This is a genomic window from Arthrobacter ipis, from assembly GCF_014694315.1.
In the GTDB taxonomy this organism is placed as follows: domain Bacteria; phylum Actinomycetota; class Actinomycetes; order Actinomycetales; family Micrococcaceae; genus Arthrobacter; species Arthrobacter ipis.
Genome location: NZ_JAAOXD010000007.1, coordinates 174,938 through 194,547 on the forward strand (window position 1 = coordinate 174,938; position 19,610 = coordinate 194,547).

Annotated in this window: 17 protein-coding genes; 10 read left to right on the plus strand and 7 right to left on the minus strand. The window is 66.0% G+C overall.

Going from position 1 to position 19,610, the window contains the following annotated elements; genetic code table 11:
• Positions 1–4 precede the first annotated feature (4 nt).
• The 3 genes from G9E11_RS15805 to G9E11_RS15815 form a co-directional block, all read right to left on the minus strand.
• Positions 5–2,374 carry a glycoside hydrolase family 65 protein gene (locus G9E11_RS15805; protein WP_190607423.1) on the minus strand — a complete coding sequence of 790 codons (2,370 nt, stop codon included), beginning with the start codon at positions 2,372–2,374 and terminating at the stop codon, positions 5–7.
• 87 nt (positions 2,375–2,461) lie between these two features.
• Complete coding sequence (locus G9E11_RS15810; RefSeq protein WP_190607425.1) at positions 2,462–3,208, minus strand: HAD family hydrolase; 747 nt, start codon at positions 3,206–3,208, stop codon at positions 2,462–2,464.
• Between the two features lie 628 nt (positions 3,209–3,836).
• A complete protein-coding gene (locus G9E11_RS15815) occupies positions 3,837–4,454 on the minus strand; it encodes an alpha/beta hydrolase (protein WP_190607428.1) in 618 nt (205 codons plus the stop codon).
• Between the two features lie 171 nt (positions 4,455–4,625).
• On the opposite strand from G9E11_RS15815, the gene G9E11_RS15820 reads away from it, so the two are divergent.
• The 7 genes from G9E11_RS15820 (at position 4,626) to G9E11_RS15850 (ending at position 10,376) form a co-directional block, all read left to right on the plus strand.
• Complete coding sequence (locus G9E11_RS15820; protein ID WP_190607430.1) at positions 4,626–4,883, plus strand: DUF6458 family protein; 258 nt, start codon at positions 4,626–4,628, stop codon at positions 4,881–4,883.
• 243 nt (positions 4,884–5,126) lie between these two features.
• Positions 5,127–5,933 carry a DeoR/GlpR family DNA-binding transcription regulator gene (locus G9E11_RS15825; protein WP_190607432.1) on the plus strand — a complete coding sequence of 269 codons (807 nt, stop codon included), beginning with the start codon at positions 5,127–5,129 and terminating at the stop codon, positions 5,931–5,933.
• On the plus strand, positions 5,930–6,928 hold the full coding sequence (locus tag G9E11_RS15830; RefSeq protein ID WP_190607434.1) for a 1-phosphofructokinase family hexose kinase: 999 nt from the start codon (positions 5,930–5,932) through the stop codon (positions 6,926–6,928). The genes G9E11_RS15825 and G9E11_RS15830 overlap by 4 nt, the downstream gene beginning before the upstream one ends.
• A gap of 2 nt (positions 6,929–6,930) precedes the next feature.
• The gene (locus tag G9E11_RS15835) at positions 6,931–8,973 is read left to right on the plus strand and encodes a PTS fructose transporter subunit IIABC (protein WP_190607436.1); all 2,043 of its coding nucleotides are present in this window, start codon (positions 6,931–6,933) and stop codon (positions 8,971–8,973) included.
• A 51-nt stretch (positions 8,974–9,024) separates the two neighbouring features.
• On the plus strand, positions 9,025–9,303 hold the full coding sequence (locus G9E11_RS15840; RefSeq protein ID WP_102972873.1) for an HPr family phosphocarrier protein: 279 nt from the start codon (positions 9,025–9,027) through the stop codon (positions 9,301–9,303).
• A 258-nt stretch (positions 9,304–9,561) separates the two neighbouring features.
• Positions 9,562–10,041 carry an SRPBCC family protein gene (locus G9E11_RS15845; protein ID WP_190607438.1) on the plus strand — a complete coding sequence of 160 codons (480 nt, stop codon included), beginning with the start codon at positions 9,562–9,564 and terminating at the stop codon, positions 10,039–10,041.
• A gap of 68 nt (positions 10,042–10,109) precedes the next feature.
• Positions 10,110–10,376 carry a DUF7218 family protein gene (locus G9E11_RS15850; protein ID WP_190607440.1) on the plus strand — a complete coding sequence of 89 codons (267 nt, stop codon included), beginning with the start codon at positions 10,110–10,112 and terminating at the stop codon, positions 10,374–10,376.
• A 40-nt stretch (positions 10,377–10,416) separates the two neighbouring features.
• On the opposite strand, the gene ku is transcribed toward G9E11_RS15850, so the two are convergent.
• Complete coding sequence (gene ku / locus G9E11_RS15855) at positions 10,417–11,577, minus strand: non-homologous end joining protein Ku (protein WP_190607442.1); 1,161 nt, start codon at positions 11,575–11,577, stop codon at positions 10,417–10,419.
• A gap of 40 nt (positions 11,578–11,617) precedes the next feature.
• Between ku and G9E11_RS15860 the strand changes: the two genes are divergently transcribed.
• Entirely contained in the window at positions 11,618–14,236 is a 2,619-nt protein-coding gene (locus tag G9E11_RS15860) for an ATP-dependent DNA ligase (RefSeq protein WP_190607444.1), read from the plus strand.
• 83 nt (positions 14,237–14,319) lie between these two features.
• Here the strand turns inward: G9E11_RS15860 and G9E11_RS15865 are convergent, their stop codons facing one another.
• Together G9E11_RS15865 and G9E11_RS15870 are read right to left on the minus strand one after the other, a co-directional pair.
• On the minus strand, positions 14,320–14,580 hold the full coding sequence (locus tag G9E11_RS15865; protein ID WP_190607446.1) for a hypothetical protein: 261 nt from the start codon (positions 14,578–14,580) through the stop codon (positions 14,320–14,322).
• A 328-nt stretch (positions 14,581–14,908) separates the two neighbouring features.
• Complete coding sequence (locus G9E11_RS15870) at positions 14,909–15,415, minus strand: DUF2231 domain-containing protein (RefSeq protein ID WP_190607448.1); 507 nt, start codon at positions 15,413–15,415, stop codon at positions 14,909–14,911.
• Between the two features lie 461 nt (positions 15,416–15,876).
• On the opposite strand from G9E11_RS15870, the gene G9E11_RS15875 reads away from it, so the two are divergent.
• Both G9E11_RS15875 and G9E11_RS15880 read left to right on the plus strand, forming a co-directional pair.
• Complete coding sequence (locus G9E11_RS15875; protein ID WP_190607450.1) at positions 15,877–17,505, plus strand: MFS transporter; 1,629 nt, start codon at positions 15,877–15,879, stop codon at positions 17,503–17,505.
• Positions 17,506–17,729: 224 nt separating this feature from the next.
• Positions 17,730–18,815 carry an FUSC family protein gene (locus tag G9E11_RS15880; RefSeq protein ID WP_311764388.1) on the plus strand — a complete coding sequence of 362 codons (1,086 nt, stop codon included), beginning with the start codon at positions 17,730–17,732 and terminating at the stop codon, positions 18,813–18,815.
• Here the strand turns inward: G9E11_RS15880 and G9E11_RS15885 are convergent.
• The gene (locus G9E11_RS15885; protein ID WP_190607456.1) at positions 18,754–19,557 is read right to left on the minus strand and encodes an SDR family NAD(P)-dependent oxidoreductase; all 804 of its coding nucleotides are present in this window, start codon (positions 19,555–19,557) and stop codon (positions 18,754–18,756) included. The genes G9E11_RS15880 and G9E11_RS15885 overlap by 62 nt on opposite strands.
• Positions 19,558–19,610: the final 53 nt, after the last annotated feature.

Below are 19,610 nucleotides of genomic sequence, written 5' to 3' on the forward strand. Positions count from 1 at the left end.
CGCGTCACTCGCGTGCGCGCACCACCGGGAGGCTCGCGGTCGGCGGCCCGCTCGGGAATACCGAGGGCTCGGGGACGTGCACTGGATCCAGGGGAACGCGCACTGGCTGGGAAGCCACCGCGAACCGGACCCCGCGTACGTCGACGTCCAGCGCTTCGCCCTCGAGGACCGTCAGAGTGATGGCGTCCTGATCGAGTTCCACCAGGAGCGGGCGGCCCTGCAGCCTCAGCTGGAAGCGCAGGGTGTCCCATTCCTCGGGAAGCCGCGGATCAAAGAACGGCACGGGCCCCTGGTCGCGGAGCCCTGCAAAGCCGCACACCAGTGAGCTCCACACTCCGCCGGTGGAGGCGATGTGGACGCCGTCGATCGTGTTCCCGTGGGTATTGTCCAGGTCGATGAACGCGGCGTTGGTGAAGTGTTCCAGGGCAGCCTTGCGGTAACCCACTTCGGCGGCCATGATTCCCTGGACGCACGCCGAGAGCGTGGAGTCCCCCGTGGTGATGGGATCGTAGAAATCGAAGGCACGGCGCTTTTCCTCGGCGGTGAACTCCTGCCACTGCAGGAACATGGCAAGCACCGTGTCCGCCTGCTTCAGCACCTGGTGGCGGTAGATCACCAGCGGATGGAAGTTCAGCAGCAGCGGGTATTTGGAGCGCGGCGTCGTCCAGTCCCACGGCTCAAGGGTCATGAAGTCGTTGTCCTGCGAGTACACCTGGAAGCGCTCATCGAACGGAAGCTGGATGCGCTCGGCAGCCGCCTCCCACAGCTCCCGTTCGGCGTCGTCCACTGCCGGGTGGTCCAGCGCTGCGGCGGCCCGCAGGTTAAACCGGGCCATGACGTTCGTGTAGAGGTTGTCGTTCACCACCGCGGTGTACTCGTCCGGCCCCGTCACGCCGTGGATGTGGAACGCGCCGTCCTTGCCGAAGAAGCCCAGCGAAACCCACATGCGGGCGGTCTCGATCAGCAGGTCGGCACCCATCCCGGCGCGGAACTCGGAATCACCGCTGGCCCAGACGTACCTGTTGGTGGCGAAAGCAACGGCCGCGGCGATGTGGAACTGCGCAGTGCCGGCAGCGTAGTACGCGCTGGCTTCCAGGCCGTTAATGGTGCGCCAGGGGAACAGCGCGCCGTCCACGCTCAGCTCCTTGGCGCGGATCTTGGCGTCCGGGAGCATCTCGTGACGGAACTCCAAAACCTGGCGCGCGCCGTCGGGGTTTGAATACGTCAGGTACGGCAGGAGGTAAACTTCCTGGTCCCAGAAGTAGTGCCCGTCGTAGCCGGAGCCGGTGACACCCTTGGCCGGGATGCCGGCGACGCCGGCCCTTGCGGTGGCCTGCGCAAGCTGGAAGAGGTTCCAGCGGATGGCCTGCTGGAGTTCCGGCTGCCCGCCCACCTGGATGTCGGCGCTGGCCCAGTAGCTACGGTAGTGCGCCTCGCTTTCGGCGAAGACGTCGCCGACCGGCTTCAGCCCGGCTTCAGCCGCGGCCGCCGGGTCCTCTCCCGCTTCCGCGTCGGCGGCGCCGGGCAGGCCTGTCCTGGTACCTCTGGCCACGGCGTAGCTGACGCTCTTTTCGAGCCGGAACGGCTCCTCGGCGGCAATCGCCAACACATAACGGACGCTGCTGTCGTCCTGGTCCACGAGGGTGTCGAACGGCTGGTGGCCGGCGGACGTCCAGTGGTCGACGGCGATCCCCACGCGCTGCTTTGACTCCGCGGCCTCCCACGACAGGCGCAGCGAACCGTCCCCGCCCTCCATCCTGAGGGGCAGCAGGACCCGGCCTGCGTGCCGGCCCGCGCGGCGCGGGTCATGGGTGGAGTGGTCCTCCACCGGCTGGTCCTGCCGGTTGATGACGGACGAGGTGACGTCCGCGGAGACTGCCCGGTCGGCCGAAAGCTCCAGGGAGATGCCCAGGCTGCCGCGCGCTTCGAAGCCCACGGCCCGGCGCTCCACTGTGGTCACCGTGGCGCCGGAACGGCACTGCCACACGATGGCGCACTCGTAGATGCCGGTGGCAAAGTCCACGGACCTGCGGTAGTCCAGGACGGTGGATTCGGAAAGGCTGAGCGTTTCGCCGTCGATGACCACGGCGAAGTTGTTGGCATCCGGGATGTAAAGGATGCGCTGGCCCGTGCGCGCGAAACCAAAGGCATTCTCGGCGTGCTTGATGTCCCAGATCTCGTGGAACCCGTTGATGAAGCTCCCGGGCAGCGCGGCATCGGCCGCGGCCCAGTGGGCACCCCGGACACCGAGGTGGCCGTTGCCGAGCGCAAAAAGCGTTTCGAGCGTCCCGGCGTCGCCGGGTGCGTGGCTCGTTTCCACGAGCTTCCAGGGATCATTGGGGAAGCGGACGCGGTCAGCGTTGATGAGTGCCATGAGAGGCGTTCCTTAGACGGTCGAAAATGGTGCTGGAAGTTCTATCGGGGCCGGCGGTATCCCGGTTGCGGCCCTGGGGCTGCGGGACTAGAGAAGTTCCTCGAGGTCGCTGACCACAAGGGTGGCGCCGGCGTCGAGCAGCGTCTGCCGCCCGGCACCGCGGTCCACACCGATGACCGAATGGAAACTGCCGGCGCTGCCCGCCTGCACGCCGGACACGGCGTCCTCGACGACGACGCACTGCTCGCTGGGCAGCTCCAGGAGCCGGGCGGCATACTCGTACGTCGCTGGGTCCGGTTTGCCGGGCAGCCCTGCCTCAGCCGCCACGACGCCGTCCACGACCACCGGGAACCGGTCCGCCAGCCCTGCCGAACGCAGCACCGAAGGGGCGTTCCTTGAGGAGGAGACGACAGCGACCTTCAGTCCGCGGTTCAGCGCGGCTTCCAGGAAACGCACCGATCCTGCATAGGGCTCCACCCCGGCGCTGACAATGTCGTTGAAGATCCTGTTTTTCCGGTTGCCGAGGCCCTGGACCGTGATGTTGTCCGGATCGTCATCGGCGGGACCCTCGGGAAGGGTGATGCCGCGGGACGTAAGAAAGTCCCGGACACCGTCGAACCTTGGCTTGCCGTCGATGTGGTCGAAGTAGTCGCTCTCCCGGTACCCGTCCTTTTCGGGGACGGTTTCGAGATACCCGTCGAACAGCTCCTGCCAGGCGCGCTCGTGGACCACGGCCGTGGGCGTGAGCACGCCGTCCAAGTCGAAGAGGATGGCGGCGGCGCCGGTCCAGCTGTTCGGCCGGCTGCCAGCGCTCGTATTCAGGGTTTCGGTCATGCTTAGTTCCGTGTCCTTTCGGGGGTTGGACAGCAATATGTTGGGGATTACCAGGAACGTGGTCGCCAGTGACCAAAAAGGGGTATGCCTGCATGGACCTGCCGCTCGGAACCTTTTATTCAGGGCGCCGCCGGCCGGAAGGTTCCGTTTGGGTGATTCTGCAGTTTGAAGGACAGTCCGGCGTTTCGCGCGGACCGGGCTGCGTTGCCCTGGCCGCTAACGGCGACGCCCGCTGCTTTGCGCGGCCGGTCTGGTTAGGTGCCGGCCCGGGTTATGTCCGGCGTGTGAATTCGCGCGGTTCCGCCACTTGCACCGCGGCGTTGCGGGCCAGGCAGAACGGTTCGATGCGCGGGCGCACGATTTTTTGCCTACGTCCATGATGAGGGCGCGGGCGGTTCAGGGCAAGCCAGCGGAACATCCCCGCGGGATGGGTGGCGCAAGGATGCATGGCGCGGTCCTGCCCTTTCGAACGCTCTTGGGTCGTGCACTGCCAGCCGCCCACCGCCGGCGGACGACTGATGGCCGGATCCCGGCCGAAGAAGAGTGTAAGCGCTTACAGATTTAACCTGCAACTGTTTTTATTTCCGCTGCTGATTCCTTGAGGCGCCCCCTTGGTCGGAGCCCGAACTCAGCCCAGGACGTAATGCCGCAGGAACGCACTGACGTCCACCATCTCGGCTTTGGACATGGCGTGGCCCATGCCTGGATAAGTTCGCGCCGTGAGCCGGGTGTGCGTGTTCAGCCATTCCTCCGTATAGGCCGTTGCGTCACCGTTGATCACGAGGTCCGCCTTATCCCTCCCCCAGAAGAACGGGGGGCGCTCGTCAAAGGACTCGCTGAGCGCCAGCAGGTCGTTGTTTAGGACGAACCCGGAAAGCCCCACCACCGCCGGGAAGTCCCGCGGACGCAGGCGCAGGAGCGTGCTCGCCATGGCCATCCCCTGGGAATAGCCCAGCAGGCTCACGCTCGTGTGGAGCGGCCGGGCTGAGTCGATCCAGGAGAACACGGAATTGGCGGCGGTGATGACGTCGGCAAAATCGTTGGTCAGGAAATAGTCCAGCAGGAACCAGCCGTAACCGTTCGCGATTGGCATGGGTGCCCGCAGCGCGGCGCAGGTGAAATCCTTGGGCAGATAATCGAAAAGATTGACCATCCTGGATTCGTCGGTGCCGTAGCCGTGCATCATTACCAGCAGCGGGGTGCCGGCACGCTCCCCCTCCGGCTTGGACCATACAACCGTCTCCATCCGATCAGCCTAGCGAGTCCCCGGAAAGCTCGCCCGCCACTGACCTGCGGATTTGATTGAAACCGGAGTTACCGGGATGTAGCCTGACGCTTGACAGCATGCTTAGCAAATGGGGCCCGCCAACGGCACGAACCAGGGTTGCGAGAAGTCAGCGAACGCAAGGAGCAAGTCATGAGAATCGGTTCCTCCATCTTCCTTATTGCCCTCGGCGCCATCCTCGCCTGGGCCATCACGCCGGGCCTTATCCCCAACGTGGATCTGACACTGATCGGCTACATCCTGATGGCCGTCGGCGTCATTGGCCTCATCGCCTCGCTGGTCATTGCTTCCCCGGGCAGGAGGCGCCGCGTCAGCGAGACACGCTCAGTCGTGGATCCCAACACGGGCGAGAGAATCACCAGGAACGAAAGCCGCGACAACGGCCTTTAGCGCGGCGCAGGAACGAACGGCAGCAGTGAACGCACCGGGCAGCGCCGGACCGGACCTTCGGGTCAGGTCCGGCGCTTTTGGTTTTCTGTGGTTTTTCGTTGACAAACCAACATGAACGAAGATAAAGTCAAGTACTTGCAGATCTGTGACAGCGGTCACGGTGGAACAGATCCAAGCCATCAACAGATGCAGGAAAGACGCGCTGCGGGAAATGCAGGGCAGTCAGTACGCAATGGAGGGTATGTGTTTGCCGAGGAGCGTCAGCAGCAGATCGCCGGGCTCGTTGCAGCCAGCGGCCGCGCCAGCGTGACCGATCTCGCCGAGCGCTTCCGCATCACCACCGAAACCGTCCGCCGGGACCTTGCTGCCCTGGAATCGGCCGGCACGGTGCGCCGTGTCCACGGCGGCGCCGTCTCCGCAGACCGCTTCAGCACCACGGAGGAGAGCATCCTCGAGCGGACCATCCAGCGGCAGGCGCAGAAGCTGCGTATCGCCGAAGCCGCGCTCGGCTTCCTCCCCAAGGGGCCCTCCAGCAGCATCCTCCTGGACGCCGGTTCCACCACTGAAGTCCTCGCTGACCTCCTCGCCCGCCGCGGCGCGGCAAGTCCTGCCAAGCCGGCCGATCCCGCCCAGGAGCTCCTTGTCATCACCCACGCCGTTCCCATCGCCGCCAAGCTTGCCAGCACACCCGGCATCGCCCTGCAGCTTCTGGGCGGCCGGGTGCGCGGACTCACGCAGGCCGCGGTAGGCCAAGGCACGGTGGAAGCGGCCGGCAAGCTGCGACCGGACATCGCTTTCGTGGGGACAAACGGCATCCATGCCCGCTTTGGCCTCAGCACTCCAGATTCTGAAGAAGCCGCAGTCAAGGCTGCCTTCGTCCATTCGGCACGCCGCATTGTGGTCCTGGCCGATTCGTCCAAGCTGGAAGCGGAAACGCTCGTCCAGTTCGCCTCGTTGAAAGATCTGGATACCGTGATCACTGACCGCAAACCCGGCTCCGAACTAGCTGCGGCCCTCGCTGAGGCCGGGGTGGAGGTGGTAGTCGCATGATTGTCACCCTCACAGCGAACCCCAGCCTGGACCGGACGGTGGCGCTGCCCGGCCCGCTCGAGCGGGGCGAAGTCCAGCGCGCAGTTTCCGTCCGCCAGGAGTCCGGCGGCAAGGGAGTCAATGTTTCCCGCGCCCTCGTGACCTCCGGCCTCGAGACACTTGCGGTGCTGCCCGGCGCGGAATCCGATCCAGTGCTGGCTGGCCTGCGGGAAGAAGGCGTGCCCTTCGCGTCGCTCGCCATCCACGAAGCGCTGCGCACCAACGTCGCCCTGACGGAGCCGGGCGGCGTGACCACCAAGATCAACGAGCCCGGCCCGGTCCTCGCCGCGGACGCCCAGGAGGCGCTGATTAGCCTGCTCCTGGAACGCTCGCGCGGAGCCAGCTGGGTGGTCCTGGCGGGTTCGCTTCCGCCCGGTGTTCCCGCTGATTTCTACGCCACAGTCACCCGGCGGCTGCGCAATGCCGACGCCGGGGCGGGCGTTCTTAAGATTGCCGTCGACTCCTCCGGCGCTCCCCTGGCAGCGTCCGTCGCCGGCGACACAACAGAAGCTGCGTCCGGAAAACCGGACCTGCTCAAACCCAATGCCGAGGAGCTGGCGGAACTGGCCGCAGCAGCAGGTTTTTCCTCGGCAAGCACGGCTGAGGAACTCGAAGCGGATCCGTACGCTGCCGCCGCGGCAGCTGCCGCCGTCGTGCGTTCCGGTGTGGGGGCCGTGTTGGCAACGCTCGGTTCAAAGGGCGCTGTCCTCGTTACGGCCGACGGCGCGTGGCTGGCCACGCACCCGCCGGTCACCGCAGTCAGTACGGTCGGCGCGGGTGACTCGTCGCTGGCTGGCTACCTGCTGGCCGCCAGCCAGGGCGCCGCCCCGGCTGACTGCCTCCGCCAGGCTGTGGCGCATGGCGCCGCCGCCGCTTCCCTGCCGGGCTCCACCGTTCCGGCAGTCCACCAAACAACCCCCGACGCCGTAACCATCACGGCCCTCCGGAAGGATTGACAGTGACTCAGCTCATCACCGCGGACCTGGTCGAGCTTGACCAGAACCTGGGCAATTCGCCCGAGGACGTGATCCGGCACCTGGCCGGCCGTGTTGCCGCCAACGGACGTGCAAGCGAAGTTGAAGGCCTCTTCACGGATGCCTTCGCCCGCGAACAGAAGACGGCCACCGGCGTGCCCGGCGGCATCGCCATCCCGCACTGCCGCTCAGCCGCAGTGACCGAACCCACCCTCGCCATGGCACGCCTGTCCCAGCCCGTCGACTTCGGCGCCAAGGACGGCCCCGCCGACCTCATTTTCTTCATCGCTGCACCGGCCGGCGCCGACCAGGAGCACCTGAAGCTGCTGTCCAAGCTCGCCCGCTCGCTGATCAAGAAGGACTTCACCGGTTCGCTTCGCGCGGCCTCCTCCCGGGAAGAAATCGTGGAGCTCGTGGACAACGCGCTGGCGGACAAGCCTGCTGCCGCTGCAGCACCGGAAACGGCTGCCGCCACGGCTTCCGCCAGTGCTGCCGGCGTTGCTTCCGGCGGCGCCGCCTCCGGCGGACCCCGGCGCCTCGTCGCCGTTACCGCCTGCCCCACTGGCATCGCGCACACCTATATGGCTGCAGACTCCCTCGTGGCTGCAGCCAAGGAAGTGGGCGTTGACCTGCAGGTCGAAACCCAGGGCTCCTCCGGCGCCAAGCCGCTGGACCCCGCAGTCATCGCCGCTGCCGACGCCGTGATCTTCGCCGTCGACGTGGACGTTCGCGGCAAGGAGCGCTTCGCCGGCAAGCCGGTCATCAACGCGCCGGTCAAGCGCGGCATCGACGAGCCCGCCAAGATGGTCCAGGAAGCGCTGGACGCGGCTGACAACCCGCGCGCCCACCGCGTCCCGCACTTCGGTGCTGAGGAGCAGGCTGAGCGGGAAGCCGCCGAAAAGGGTGAGCACATCGGCCAGAAGTTGAAGAAGGCACTGCTCACCGGCGTCAGCTACATGATCCCGTTCGTCGCCGGCGGCGGCCTGCTGATCGCGCTGGGCTTCCTGCTCGCCGGTTTCGACATCGCACTGGGCACCAAGGCCAACGACATCCTGGCCAACAACTCCCTGGTCAATCTTCCCGACGGCAACCTCGCCCTGTACCTCGGCACAGTTTTCTTCAAGATCGGTGCCCTGTCCATGGGCTTCCTGGTTCCCGCCCTCGCCGGCTACATTGCCTACGCAATCGCCGACCGCCCGGGTATTGCACCGGGCTTCGTTGCGGGTGCTGTCTCCGGCTTCATGGGCGCCGGATTCCTCGGCGGCATCGTCGGCGGCCTGCTCGCCGGCTACATCGCCCACCTGATCGGAACATGGTCAGTGCCGCGCTGGCTCCGTGGCCTGATGCCCGTCGTCATCATTCCGCTGCTGGCCTCTATCGTTGCGTCCGGCCTGATGTTCCTGTTCCTGGGTGGACCGATTGCCGCCATCACCGTCGGCCTGAACACCTGGCTCTCCGGCATGTCCGGTGCCTCGGCCATCGTCCTGGGTATCATCCTCGGCCTCATGATGTGCTTCGACCTCGGCGGCCCTGTGAACAAGGTTGCCTACGCCTTCGCCGTCGCAGGCCTCGGCGCCGGCAGCGCCACCAACCAGGCTCCCTGGCAGATCATGGCCACGGTGATGGCCGCGGGCATGGTGCCGCCGCTGGCAATGGCCCTGGCCACCGTCCTGGACAAGAAGGTCTTCAGCCTGGCCGAGCGCGAAAACGGCAAGGCAGCGTGGCTGCTGGGCGCCTCCTTCATCTCCGAGGGCGCCATTCCGTTCGCGGCAGCTGACCCGCTCCGCGTCATCCCCGCCAGCATGATCGGCGGCGCTGTCACCGGCGCACTCACCATGGCCTTCGGCGTCACGTCCCAGGCACCCCACGGCGGCATCTTCGTGTTCTTCGCCATCGGCAACGTGGTGATGTTCATCGTGTCCATCCTGGCCGGAACCGTGGTCACGGCCCTCATCGTGGTGGCCCTCAAACGCTGGGCTGCCCGCAAGGCCGTTGATACGGTGGAGACCGTCCCTGTAACTGTCTGATCCCGTTGTCCTTCAGCACTCCAACCCACACTGCAATTGCAAGGAGCAGAAATGTCCGAACGTAACGCAACCGTCGCCAGCCGCGTAGGCCTGCACGCCCGCCCCGCCGCCATCTTCGCCGAGGCCGCAGGCGAGTTTGACCTCGACATCACCATCGCCCGCGAAGGGGAGCCTGCCGACGAAGCAATGGACGCCGCCAGCATCCTTTCCCTCATGAGCCTTGGCGCATCGCACGGCGACGTTGTGGTGCTCCGGGCAGAGGGCGACGGCGCCGACGCAGCCCTCGAGCGCCTGGTCCAGATCCTGGAAACGGATCACGACGCCGAATAGGCACCGCGCGCTTTACGGCCGGTTTCCGCCGCAGTCCCCTCAGGGGACCGCCGGCGGAGGCCGGCCGTAGCCGTTTCTTGATTGATTTTGTTGCCGGTGCGTGACCGAGGGGGGACATCGCACCTGATCAGCGGGCCATACCGCCTAAGTAAGCAACCTTAGTAGTTTCTTGTTTTTGATTCTTCGCCCTACTAGCTTGGAACTGTGGCCAGCCATCGAACGACCGGCGGAACTGCCGGGCTGAAGGAGGATGACAGAGTGGAAACCTTGCAGGAAAGCGTGGACGTCGAGGTACCAGTCAGCACCGCCTACAACCAGTGGACACAGTTCGAATCGTTCCCCCGCTTCATGAAGGGGGTCGAGTCGGTCGAGCAGATCGACGAAACCTCCCTCCATTTCCGCACCAGCGTGGCGGGCGTCAAGCGCGAATACGATGCGCAGATCCTGGAACAGACGCCGGACCGGTGCATCGCCTGGGTCAGCAAGGACAAGCCCCGCAACGCCGGCCGAGTCACCTTCGAGAGCCTGGGCGAGGACCTCTGTCGAGTGAACGTGGAACTTGAATGGGAGCCGGAGAGCCTGCTGGAGAGGGCCGGGGCCGCCGCCCACGTTGATGAGCAGCAGGTGTCCTCCGACCTGCAGCGGTTCAAGGAGTTCATCGAAACCCGCGGGATCGAGACGGGCGCCTGGCGTGCCGCTGTGGCCCGGGGTGAAGTGGACAGTCCGGGAGCCCACTGACCTGATCCCGCACTGACCAGATCCCGCGATCGTTCCCTGCGACCGATCGGTCCCCCACGGAGGTAGCCATGCCAGAGAAGAAGAGTCCCAGCCTGAAAGATCCCAAACTCTACGAAGAGCTCCGCGACGAGGGTGCATCGAAACAGAAGGCGGCGCGCGTCTCCAACGCGGCAGCCAATAAGGGACGCTCCGAAGTGGGCCGGAAGGGCGGCAAGTCCGGCGACTACGAGCACTGGACCGTGGATCAGCTCAAGGCCAAAGCCAAAGAAATCGGCCTCAAGGGGTATTCAGGCAAGAAAAAGAGCGAACTCGTCTCTGCGCTCAGGAATTCCTAGGCAGATGCACGTGCAGCCGCGCGGCGGGGCGCCCGCCCTTTCAGGCGCCTTTCCGAGCGGTCTTCGCCGTGGACGCGGTCTTCGTGGTGGACTTGGCAGCAGCGCCGGTTTTCGAAGCCGTGCTTGTTTTGGAAGCCGTGCCGGCCTTCGACGCGGTGCCGGTCTTCGAAGCCGCGCTGGGTTTAGCGGCAGCGCCCGACTTAGAAGCGGCGGACCTGCTGCGGGTCCCGGAGGTACCGCTCTTGGCAGTTTCGGCGTCGGAATCCGCGGCGGCCTTTTTGGCGGTGCTGGTCCGGCTCCCGCTGCTTCGGCTGCTGGCGGCCCTGCCGCTGGTGCTGCGACCGCTGCGCTTGGCGGGTTCGGCCGGCTCGTCTTCAGCCGACTCGTCCTGACTCGACTCCTGCGCGGCTGCCCCTCCCCCGCGCTTCTTGTCGAGGCTGCGCTTCAGGGCCTCCATGAGGTCGATTACTTCGCCGTTGCCACCCTCGGCCTCGGCACCAAACGTCTCCTCCGTGTCCAGTGCGTCGCCCTTTTCCAGCTTCGCCTCGATAAGCTGACGAAGCTGTGCCTGGTAGTCGTCAGTGAACTGCTCGGGCTCGAAGTCAGAGGCCATGGACTCCACCAGCGCGGCGGACATCTCACGTTCCTGCGCGGAGATGCGGATGGACGTGTCCAGGGCAGGAAACGCTGCTTCGCGGACTTCGTCCGCCCACAGCAGCGCCTGGAGCATCAGGACGTCCTCGCGAATCCGCAAGGCACCCAGCCGGGTCTTGTCCCGCAGTGCGAACTGCACCACGGCCACGCGCTCGGTGTCCTCCAGCGCCCTGCGCAGCAGCATGTAGGCCTTGGGCGACTTGGAGTCCGGCTCCAGGTAATAGCTCTTCTCGAACATGATCGGGTCAAGCTGGTCCGAGGGCACAAACTGCACCACTTCGATCTCGTGGCTGTTCTCCGCGGGAATGGCCTTGAGTTCCTCCTTGGTGAGGATCACTGTCCGGCCGTCGTCCTCGTACGCCTTCTCGATGTCGGAGTAGTCAACGACCTCGCTGCAGACCTCACAGCGGCGCTGGTAGCGGATCCGGCCGCCGTCGGCGTTGTGCACCTGATGGAGGCTGATGTCATGGTCCTCGGTGGCGCTGTAGACCTTCACGGGGACGTTGACCAGCCCGAACGCGATGGCGCCTTTCCAGATCGCTCTCATGGGACAAGTCAACAGCACGTAGGCCCGGAGGTGAAGCCCCATGGCCGGCGGTAAGGAACGCGTGCGGGTGGGCGGCCGCGAACTGACCCTGACCAACCTCGACAAGGTGATGTATCCCGCCACCGGCACCACCAAGGCGGACGTCATCGCGTATTACGCCGCTGTGGCCCCGGTGCTGATCCCGGCTGCCAGGAACCGCCCGGCAACCCGCAAGAGGTGGGTGCACGGGGTAGGAACAGAAGCCCAGCCGGGTGAGATGTTTTTCCAGAAGAACCTGGACGAGTCTGCCCCGGGCTGGGTGCCCCGCGCGGCCATCACCCACAAGACCAACACCATCTACTACCCGCTGGTCAATGATCCGGCCACCCTCACGTGGCTGGCACAGATCGCCTCGCTGGAGATCCACGTGCCGCAGTGGACGGTGGACTCCCACGGCACTGCCCTGCCTCCCGACCGGCTGGTCCTGGACCTCGATCCCGGGGAGGGCGCAGGACTGACCGAATGCGTGGAGGTGGCCAAGCTCGCGCAGACCATCCTGCAGGACGTGGGACTTGATCCCATTCCGGTCACCAGCGGCAGTAAGGGGATCCACTTGTACGCCGTCCTGGACGGGACACAGAGCTCGGATGAGGTTTCCGCCTTCGCCCGTGAACTGGCCCGGGCTTTGGAGGCCGACCATCCGGACCTGGCGGTCAGCGACATGAAGAAGACCCTCAGGACGGGGAAGGTCCTGGTGGACTGGAGCCAGAACAATGCCGCGAAGACCACCATCGTTCCGTATTCGCTCCGCGGGCGCCTGCACCCCACAGTGGCGGCCCCGCGGACCTGGCGGGAGTTGGGTTCGCCGTCGCTGAAGCACCTGGACTATGAGGAGGTCATGCGCCGGGTGGCGGCCGGCAAGGATCCCTTCGCCCCGGTTAGTGCGGCCACCGGACACCGTGGCCCAGGCCACACCGGCGCCGGCCGGGCTGACGGTGCCGGGCACGCGGACACCAGGCACGCAACGCCCGAGCCTCCAAAGGCCGCCGGACCGCGCGGCGGCGGGCACGCGGATCCCCGGCTGAACAAGTACCGGTCCCTGCGGGACCAAGGCAAGACGCCCGAGCCGTTCACCGCGGAAGAGCATCACGCGGCAATGGCCAACGGCACTGCGCCGCAGGCGGGCAAGGAGATCTTCGTCATCCAGGAGCACCATGCCAGCCGGCTCCACTTCGACTTCCGGCTGCAGCACGAGGGCGTGCTTGTCTCCTGGGCGCTGCCGAAGGGCGTGCCGGAGGCAGGGGACAAGAACCACCTGGCGGTACAGACCGAAGACCACCCCATGGACTATGCCGATTTTGAGGGCGACATCCCCAAGGGCGAGTACGGAGCAGGCAGCGTCAGCATCTGGGACAAGGGTGTCTATGAGCTCGAAAAATGGGTCAACGGCAAGGAAGTCATTGCCACACTGACGGGCCGTGAGGGCGGCGGGCTTGGCGGCACCAGGAGGTTCGCCCTGATCCATACGGGGAAGGGCCACGGCGAGGAGTCACAGTGGCTCATCCATCTGATGGACAGGGTCCCGGGAACACGGAAAAAGCCGCGCAGCACCAAGGAAGCGGCGAGCCCCAAGGAATCGGCCGGCGCCAAAGACCCGGCGAGCCCGGCCCGCACGGCCGCTTCGAGGCCGGCAGCACCCCGAAAGGGCACCCTCCAGGAGGACCCGGCCCCCATGCTCGCCTCGGCGGGCACCCCGGCGGACCTGCACGGCAGCGAATGGCTCTTTGAACTGAAGTGGGACGGGATCCGTGCGCTCGTGGTGGCGGACGGCGATCGAATCAGGCTCCTGAGCCGGAACGGCAACGACATGTCGGCCAGCTATCCCGAATTCACAGACAGGAGCTGCTGGCCCCCGCAGGACTTCATCGCGGACGGCGAGATCTTCGCCGTCGGGCCTTCCGGACGGCCCGACTTCGGGCTCCTGCAGGGAAGGATGAAGCTGACCAGGCCGGGCGACGTGAAACGCGCCCGCGCCACCATCCCGGTGCGGATGATGCTCTTTGACCTGCTGGCTGACGACGGCGATGACCTGCGCAAGCTGCCCCTGAGGAAGCGACGGGATCGTCTCGCCGACTTCTTCGAGCCCGGCGGGTGCCCGGTGGAACTGTCGGAGACCCTCGACGAGAAGGTGGAGCACATCCTGGAAAGCGCCCGCGAGTTGGGCTTGGAAGGCGTGATGGCCAAGCGCGCGGACAGCCGCTATGTGAGCGGGCAACGGACCCACACATGGATCAAGCTCAAGATCGAACAGACCCAGGAAGTGGTGGTGGGCGGCTGGCGTCCGGGCAGAGGCGACCGGTCCAACACCGTGGGCTCCCTGCTGGTGGGCATTCCGGACGGCAAGACTCTGCGGTATGTGGGCCGCGTGGGAAGCGGCTTCAGCATGCGTGAACTTGAGGAACTGCGGAAAAAGATGGAGGGTCTGGCGCAGAAGGCATCGCCGTTCGGTGACGTTCCCTCGGCGGACGGGGCGGACGCGCGCTGGGTGAACCCGGCCCTGGTGGGTGAGGTGACCTTCGGTGAGTGGACCGGGAGCGGCAAGCTTCGCCACCCGGTATGGCGCGGCTGGCGGCTGGACAAGGAACCGGCGGAGGTGGTGTTGGAATCCCCGCAGTCCTGAAGAACCAGCCCTGCCAGCCAAAGACAAACAGCCTGGCGACACCCGATATTGGGCGAAGCCAGGCTGTTCGTATTCTCAGCTGGTCAGGACGAGTGCGGCATCTGTGGGCGGCCGGTCCGGTGGATTGCCGTCACAGCAGCGCCCTGTCCCCCGCGTCCGGGGCTTGCGCCGTGTTCCTTGGGGTGGCGCCGTTTGCCGTTGCCATCCGGCCACTGCTTTGCCCCGCCCATGGCCGCGGTCACGGCCAGGGTCTCGGGAGTGGGCAGCGCCGGCCTATCCATCGATTCCGCCAGATGCGCAGCGACGTCCGGCTTGATGCTGCTTCCGTTGTAGGAGTCGGCCATTTGTTCTTCCTTTCCGCGATGAAATGAAGTTGTTCCCCATATTTAGATCCGTAAGTCCGCCGTCACCGGGTAGCAAAGAAGCCCTGCTCCAGTTAAGAAGCATTGCGAAGGCAGAAACCTGAAAGGCGGAGTTAGTTGCGGCGGTGAATGCCGGGCACGGCGGCCAACAGTCGACTGGTTAGCCGCGAGCGGGTCACCAGCGAACTGGTCAACAGCGAACTGGTCAACCGCGAACTGCGGCCGTCATGGCGCGTCCATTACTCGAAGATCAGTGTTCCCATGGGTCCACCTTAGGCAGAATCACGCCGTCCGGGAAGAGACTAAGTTCTCAGTCGTCGGCCCCGGTCCGGAAGGATCCTTCCCACACCGCCCGGGATCCCGCTTCCCCGATGATCGCCACGGAGGCTACGGCACCACCGCAGAGCACCAGGGCGACCACGACGGCCACAATCCGCGCGATGCGGGACCCGGCGGTGCCCATTCGCCGCCTCATCCCCTCTTCCTGCGAGGTGCCGTAGCGGAACCACAGCCACTGGGCCAGGGCCACGAGGAACACGCCCACCACCCACGGCAGGAGCATCCCGGCGAGCTGCATGTGGGTGTTGATCCGCGGTGTGACATCGACACGGTCCAAGAGCCACGCGCCGGCCGCTGCCGTAACCGGCACCAGGATCAGAGCCAAAAGGGCCACCAGCGGTGTGACGATCCCCAAACGCCGTCGGGCGGCGGGCCAGAGAAGGCTGAGCAGCGTGCAAAGGGCCGCCAACGGAACGAAGACCACCGTGGCGTGGACGAGCAACACATGCATCGGCAAACCGCTGATCTCGTAGTCCATGGCGAGCACCCTGTCTGGAAGTAATAAAAACCGTCTGGAAGTTATGAACGCTCAGTCCCGGCCTCCCGGTCCACCGTCCCGGGTCCTGAACCTGGACCTAACCAATCAGACGAGTACCGCCGCGGTTCGGTTCAATCACAGCCCCTCGGCCGCCGTGCACACACCGCCGGCGGCGCCGGATTCGGGGCGCCCGGAGGGCCGGATTCGGCGTGAAATCGGGCCCGAAGAGCCCTGTTCCAGAAAAAGGTTGATAACGATCGCCCCTGCCGCGGTAAATCCGCAGGATGGCGGGGTCAGATCGGCCAAAACAAATCTGGCTTCACGGCCTTTTTGCGCCCTAAACCGGGTGATCATACGGCACCGAACTCTCGAAATCCATGGAAATCACGTAAAATTGAAGGCCTGCCCGGAGCGGGGCAGCTATAAGTCGCAAGCAAATGACCTCCACAGGAGTTGCCCAAATGCCCACAGACCGAAGCACGACCGACTCTTCAGCAGGCGCCAGGAACGCCAGCGGAACTGACCAGGCCGCACCCCAGAGTGCGAAGAAACCAAAGCTGCTCGCGCGGCGCCGGCTCAAGGTATCCGACGTTAACGTCGTAGACCAGCCCATGCTCAAGAAGGCCCTGGGCGGCACCATCGTGGGCAACACCATGGAGTGGTACGACGTCGGCGTATTCGGCTACCTCATCACCACCATGGGTCCGGTGTTCCTGCCGGAGGCCGACAAGAGCGTGCAGACGCTGTTCCTGCTGGGCACGTTCGCTGCCACCTTCATCGCCCGCCCGCTCGGCGGCGTCGTGTTCGGCTGGCTCGGCGACAAGGTTGGCCGCCAGAAGGTCCTTGCGGCCACGCTAATGCTGATGGCGGCAAGCACCTTCGCCGTCGGCCTGCTGCCAGGCTACGCGCAAATCGGCATGTGGGCAGCGGCCCTCCTGGTGGTCCTCAAGCTCGTGCAGGGCTTCTCCACCGGCGGCGAATACGCCGGTGCCACCACCTTTGTGAGCGAGTACTCGCCCGACAAGCGCCGCGGCTTCTTCGCCAGCTTCCTGGACATGGGCAGCTACCTCGGCTTCGCCCTGGGTGCCGCGCTGGTATCCGTGCTGCAGCTGACGCTGGGCCAGGCCGCCATGGAGGACTGGGGCTGGCGCCTGCCGTTCCTGATCGCCGGTCCGCTGGGCCTGATCGCCGTGTACTTCCGAAGCAAGATTGAGGAGTCCCCGCAGTTCCAGGCCACCCTGGACGCCCAGGAGGAACTCGCCAAGGACGCTGCCGCCGGTGATGAGGCTGCAGTAAAGGGTCCGGTGGGCATCGTCAAGGCCTACTGGCGCTCCATCATCGTGGCCATGATCCTCGTGGCGGCGGCCAACACCGCCGGCTACGCACTGACCTCCTACATGCCCACGTACCTTACCGAGTCCAAGGGTTACGACCCCGTCCACGGCACGTTGCTCACCATCCCGGTACTCGTGGTCATGAGCCTTTGCATTCCGCTGACCGGCAAGCTCTCGGACCGCATCGGCCGCCGCCCGGTGCTCTGGATCGGCGCCGTCAGCACTGTCGTCCTGGCTGCCCCGGCGTTCATGCTGATCGGCATCGGCAGCGTCTGGTCAACCCTGGCCGGCCTGTCGCTGATCGCCTTCCCCGTGACCTTCTACGTGGCGAACCTCGCCTCCGCGCTGCCGGCGCAGTTCCCCACGGCCAGCCGCTACGGCGCCATGGGCATTGCCTACAACTTCTCCGTGGCAATCTTCGGCGGCACCACGCCGTTCATCGTGGCTGCCCTCATCAGCGCCACCGGCAACGACATGATGCCTGCCTATTACCTGATGGCCACCTCGGCCGTTGGTGCCGTGGCCATCTACTTCCTCAAAGAATCCGCCCAGCGCCCGCTGCCCGGCTCCATGCCCAGCGTGGACACTCCGGCCGAGGCCCGTGAACTCGTGGCCACCCAGGACGAGAACCCGCTGATCGACCTCGACGAACTGCCGTTTGAGGCCGTCGATGAACTGAACAGCGGTCTGGGTAAGGAAAGTGATCTGGACAAGGAACTCGACGACGACCTGAAAAAGGTGCCCGCCCGCACCTGATGCTGCTACAGCCCGCTGCGGCTGATGGCTGACGCGACTGAAGGCCCGTCCGGTATGCCCCTTTCCGCGGGGGCACGCCCGGCGGGCCTTCGCGCTGCCACGCCGCCCGCGCTGCCAGAGTTGCCCAGTCGAGGCAGCCCTGTTGCCTGCCTCACTTTGTGACGCAGCACGCGGTGAGATCTTTGCTGTAATGCTAATTTCGTAGGATGAAGGGGGTCGTGCCGGTGCAGTCTGTAGTTCACCATCTGCGGCAGCTGCACAGCTTTGGCCCTGCCAACAATGACCATCTTTCGGCATGGCGCGTGGCCATCAGCGTGGCCGTCCCCTCCCTCGTCCTGCTGCTTCTCGGCCGGCCGGAGCTCACCATCTACGCCGTGTTCGGCGCGCTCACCGGCATGTACGGCCGCTCTGAACCTCACCAGCTCCGGCTCACACACCAGCTCCAGGCGGCACTGGTTCTGCTGTCCGGCGTGACCGTAGGCGTGGTCCTGTCGGTCAACGGCCTGCACTCCTGGTGGCTTGTGGGCATCGAAGCCCTGCTGGCGGGCGTGGGGTCTGTCTATTCTGACAAGGTGCGGCTGCGGCCCAACGGCCCCTTCTTCGGGATCCTGGCCCTGGGCGCCTGCGCATCCGTTCCCACTGCCGTGCCCTGGTATGTTGCGCTGCTCATCGCCGGCGGCGCCGCGGCGTTCTCATTGCTGGTGGGATTCGGCGGCTGGGTCCGCGGCAGGGCCTGGCATCCCGGCGCGGTGCGTCCGGCAGTCCGCCTCCATGGAACTTTTCGGCGCCACGCGGCAATACACGCTGCCCGCTATGTGCTGGCTGTCGGGGCCGCTGGCACCATAGGCGTCCTGACCGGAAGCGGCCACCCGCACTGGGCGATGGCGGCCGCCGCGGTTCCGCTCGCCGGCGCGGACCTGCCCAGCAGCGTCCACCGCGGCATCCACAGGATGATGGGGACGTTCCTCGGGCTGGTGCTGGTCGCCGTCGTACTGTTGCCGGGGCCTTGGGCTCCGCTGCATTTTTTCCCGGGAGCGGAGGCCGCGGTGCTGGCGCTGCTGGTGATCGTCTTCCAGTTCGGCACCGAACTGTTCATGACCCGGCACTACGGGCTGGCGATGGTCTGGTTCACTCCGGTCATCCTGCTGATGACCCAACTGGCGGCCCCGGCGGACCCGCAGGTGCTCATTATCGAACGCGCCGTCGAGACCGTGGTCGGGGCCGGCACCGGAATCCTCGTGGTGGTGCTTATCCGCTCGCGGCGGAACCGACGCCCGGCTCCTGCGGCCGGCGCGGCGGCCCTGCCGTAAACCTGTCCGGCATCACGCGGGCGACGACGGCCAGCACCTTGTAGCGCTTGGTCGGGATGGAAACAGCCTTCCCGCGCTCATTGTCTGACAGTGCTTCGCGGACCACGCGGCCCGGCCGCAGCCAGGTCCAGCCCGGTGCCACGGACTTGTCCATCCCCATCCGGTCATGGAACTCGGTGTGCACAAAGCCGGGGCAGACTGCGGTCACCTTCACGCCGCGGGGCGAGTAGGCGAGGTTCGCCCAGCGGCTGAAGCTGAGCAGCCACGCCTTCGCCGCCGAGTAGGAACCGCGGGGCAGGAAGGCCGCCACGCTGGCAACGTTGATGATCCGGCCGGAACCGCGGGCCAGCATTCCCTGGAGGGCGGCATGGCTAAGCTCCATGGCAGTTTGCACATGCAGCCTCAGGTGCTTCTTCTCATCCTCGATCGGGTTCTCGTCGAAGTTGTGCAGCAGCCCGATCCCGGCGTTGTTCACCAGCATGTCCACCGGCCGTGAGGGGTCGGAAAGGCGTCCGACGACGGTGGCCACGCCGCCGTCGTCGGTCAGGTCCGCGGTCAGCACCTCAGCCGTGGTTCCGTACCGCCGCTGCAGCTCGTCCGCTGTCGCCTGCAGCCGCGCCGTGTCGCGGGCCACGAGAACGAGGTTGTTCCCTTGCTCGGCAAGCTGGCGGGCGAATTCTGCGCCGAGTCCCGCGGTGGCGCCGGTGACGAGGGCTGTGGGTTTGGCGGTGTTGGGCGTCATGCCAACAGCCTAGCCCCGCCGCGCCGCTGAGATCAGCCCCGCCGGGCGGCGGA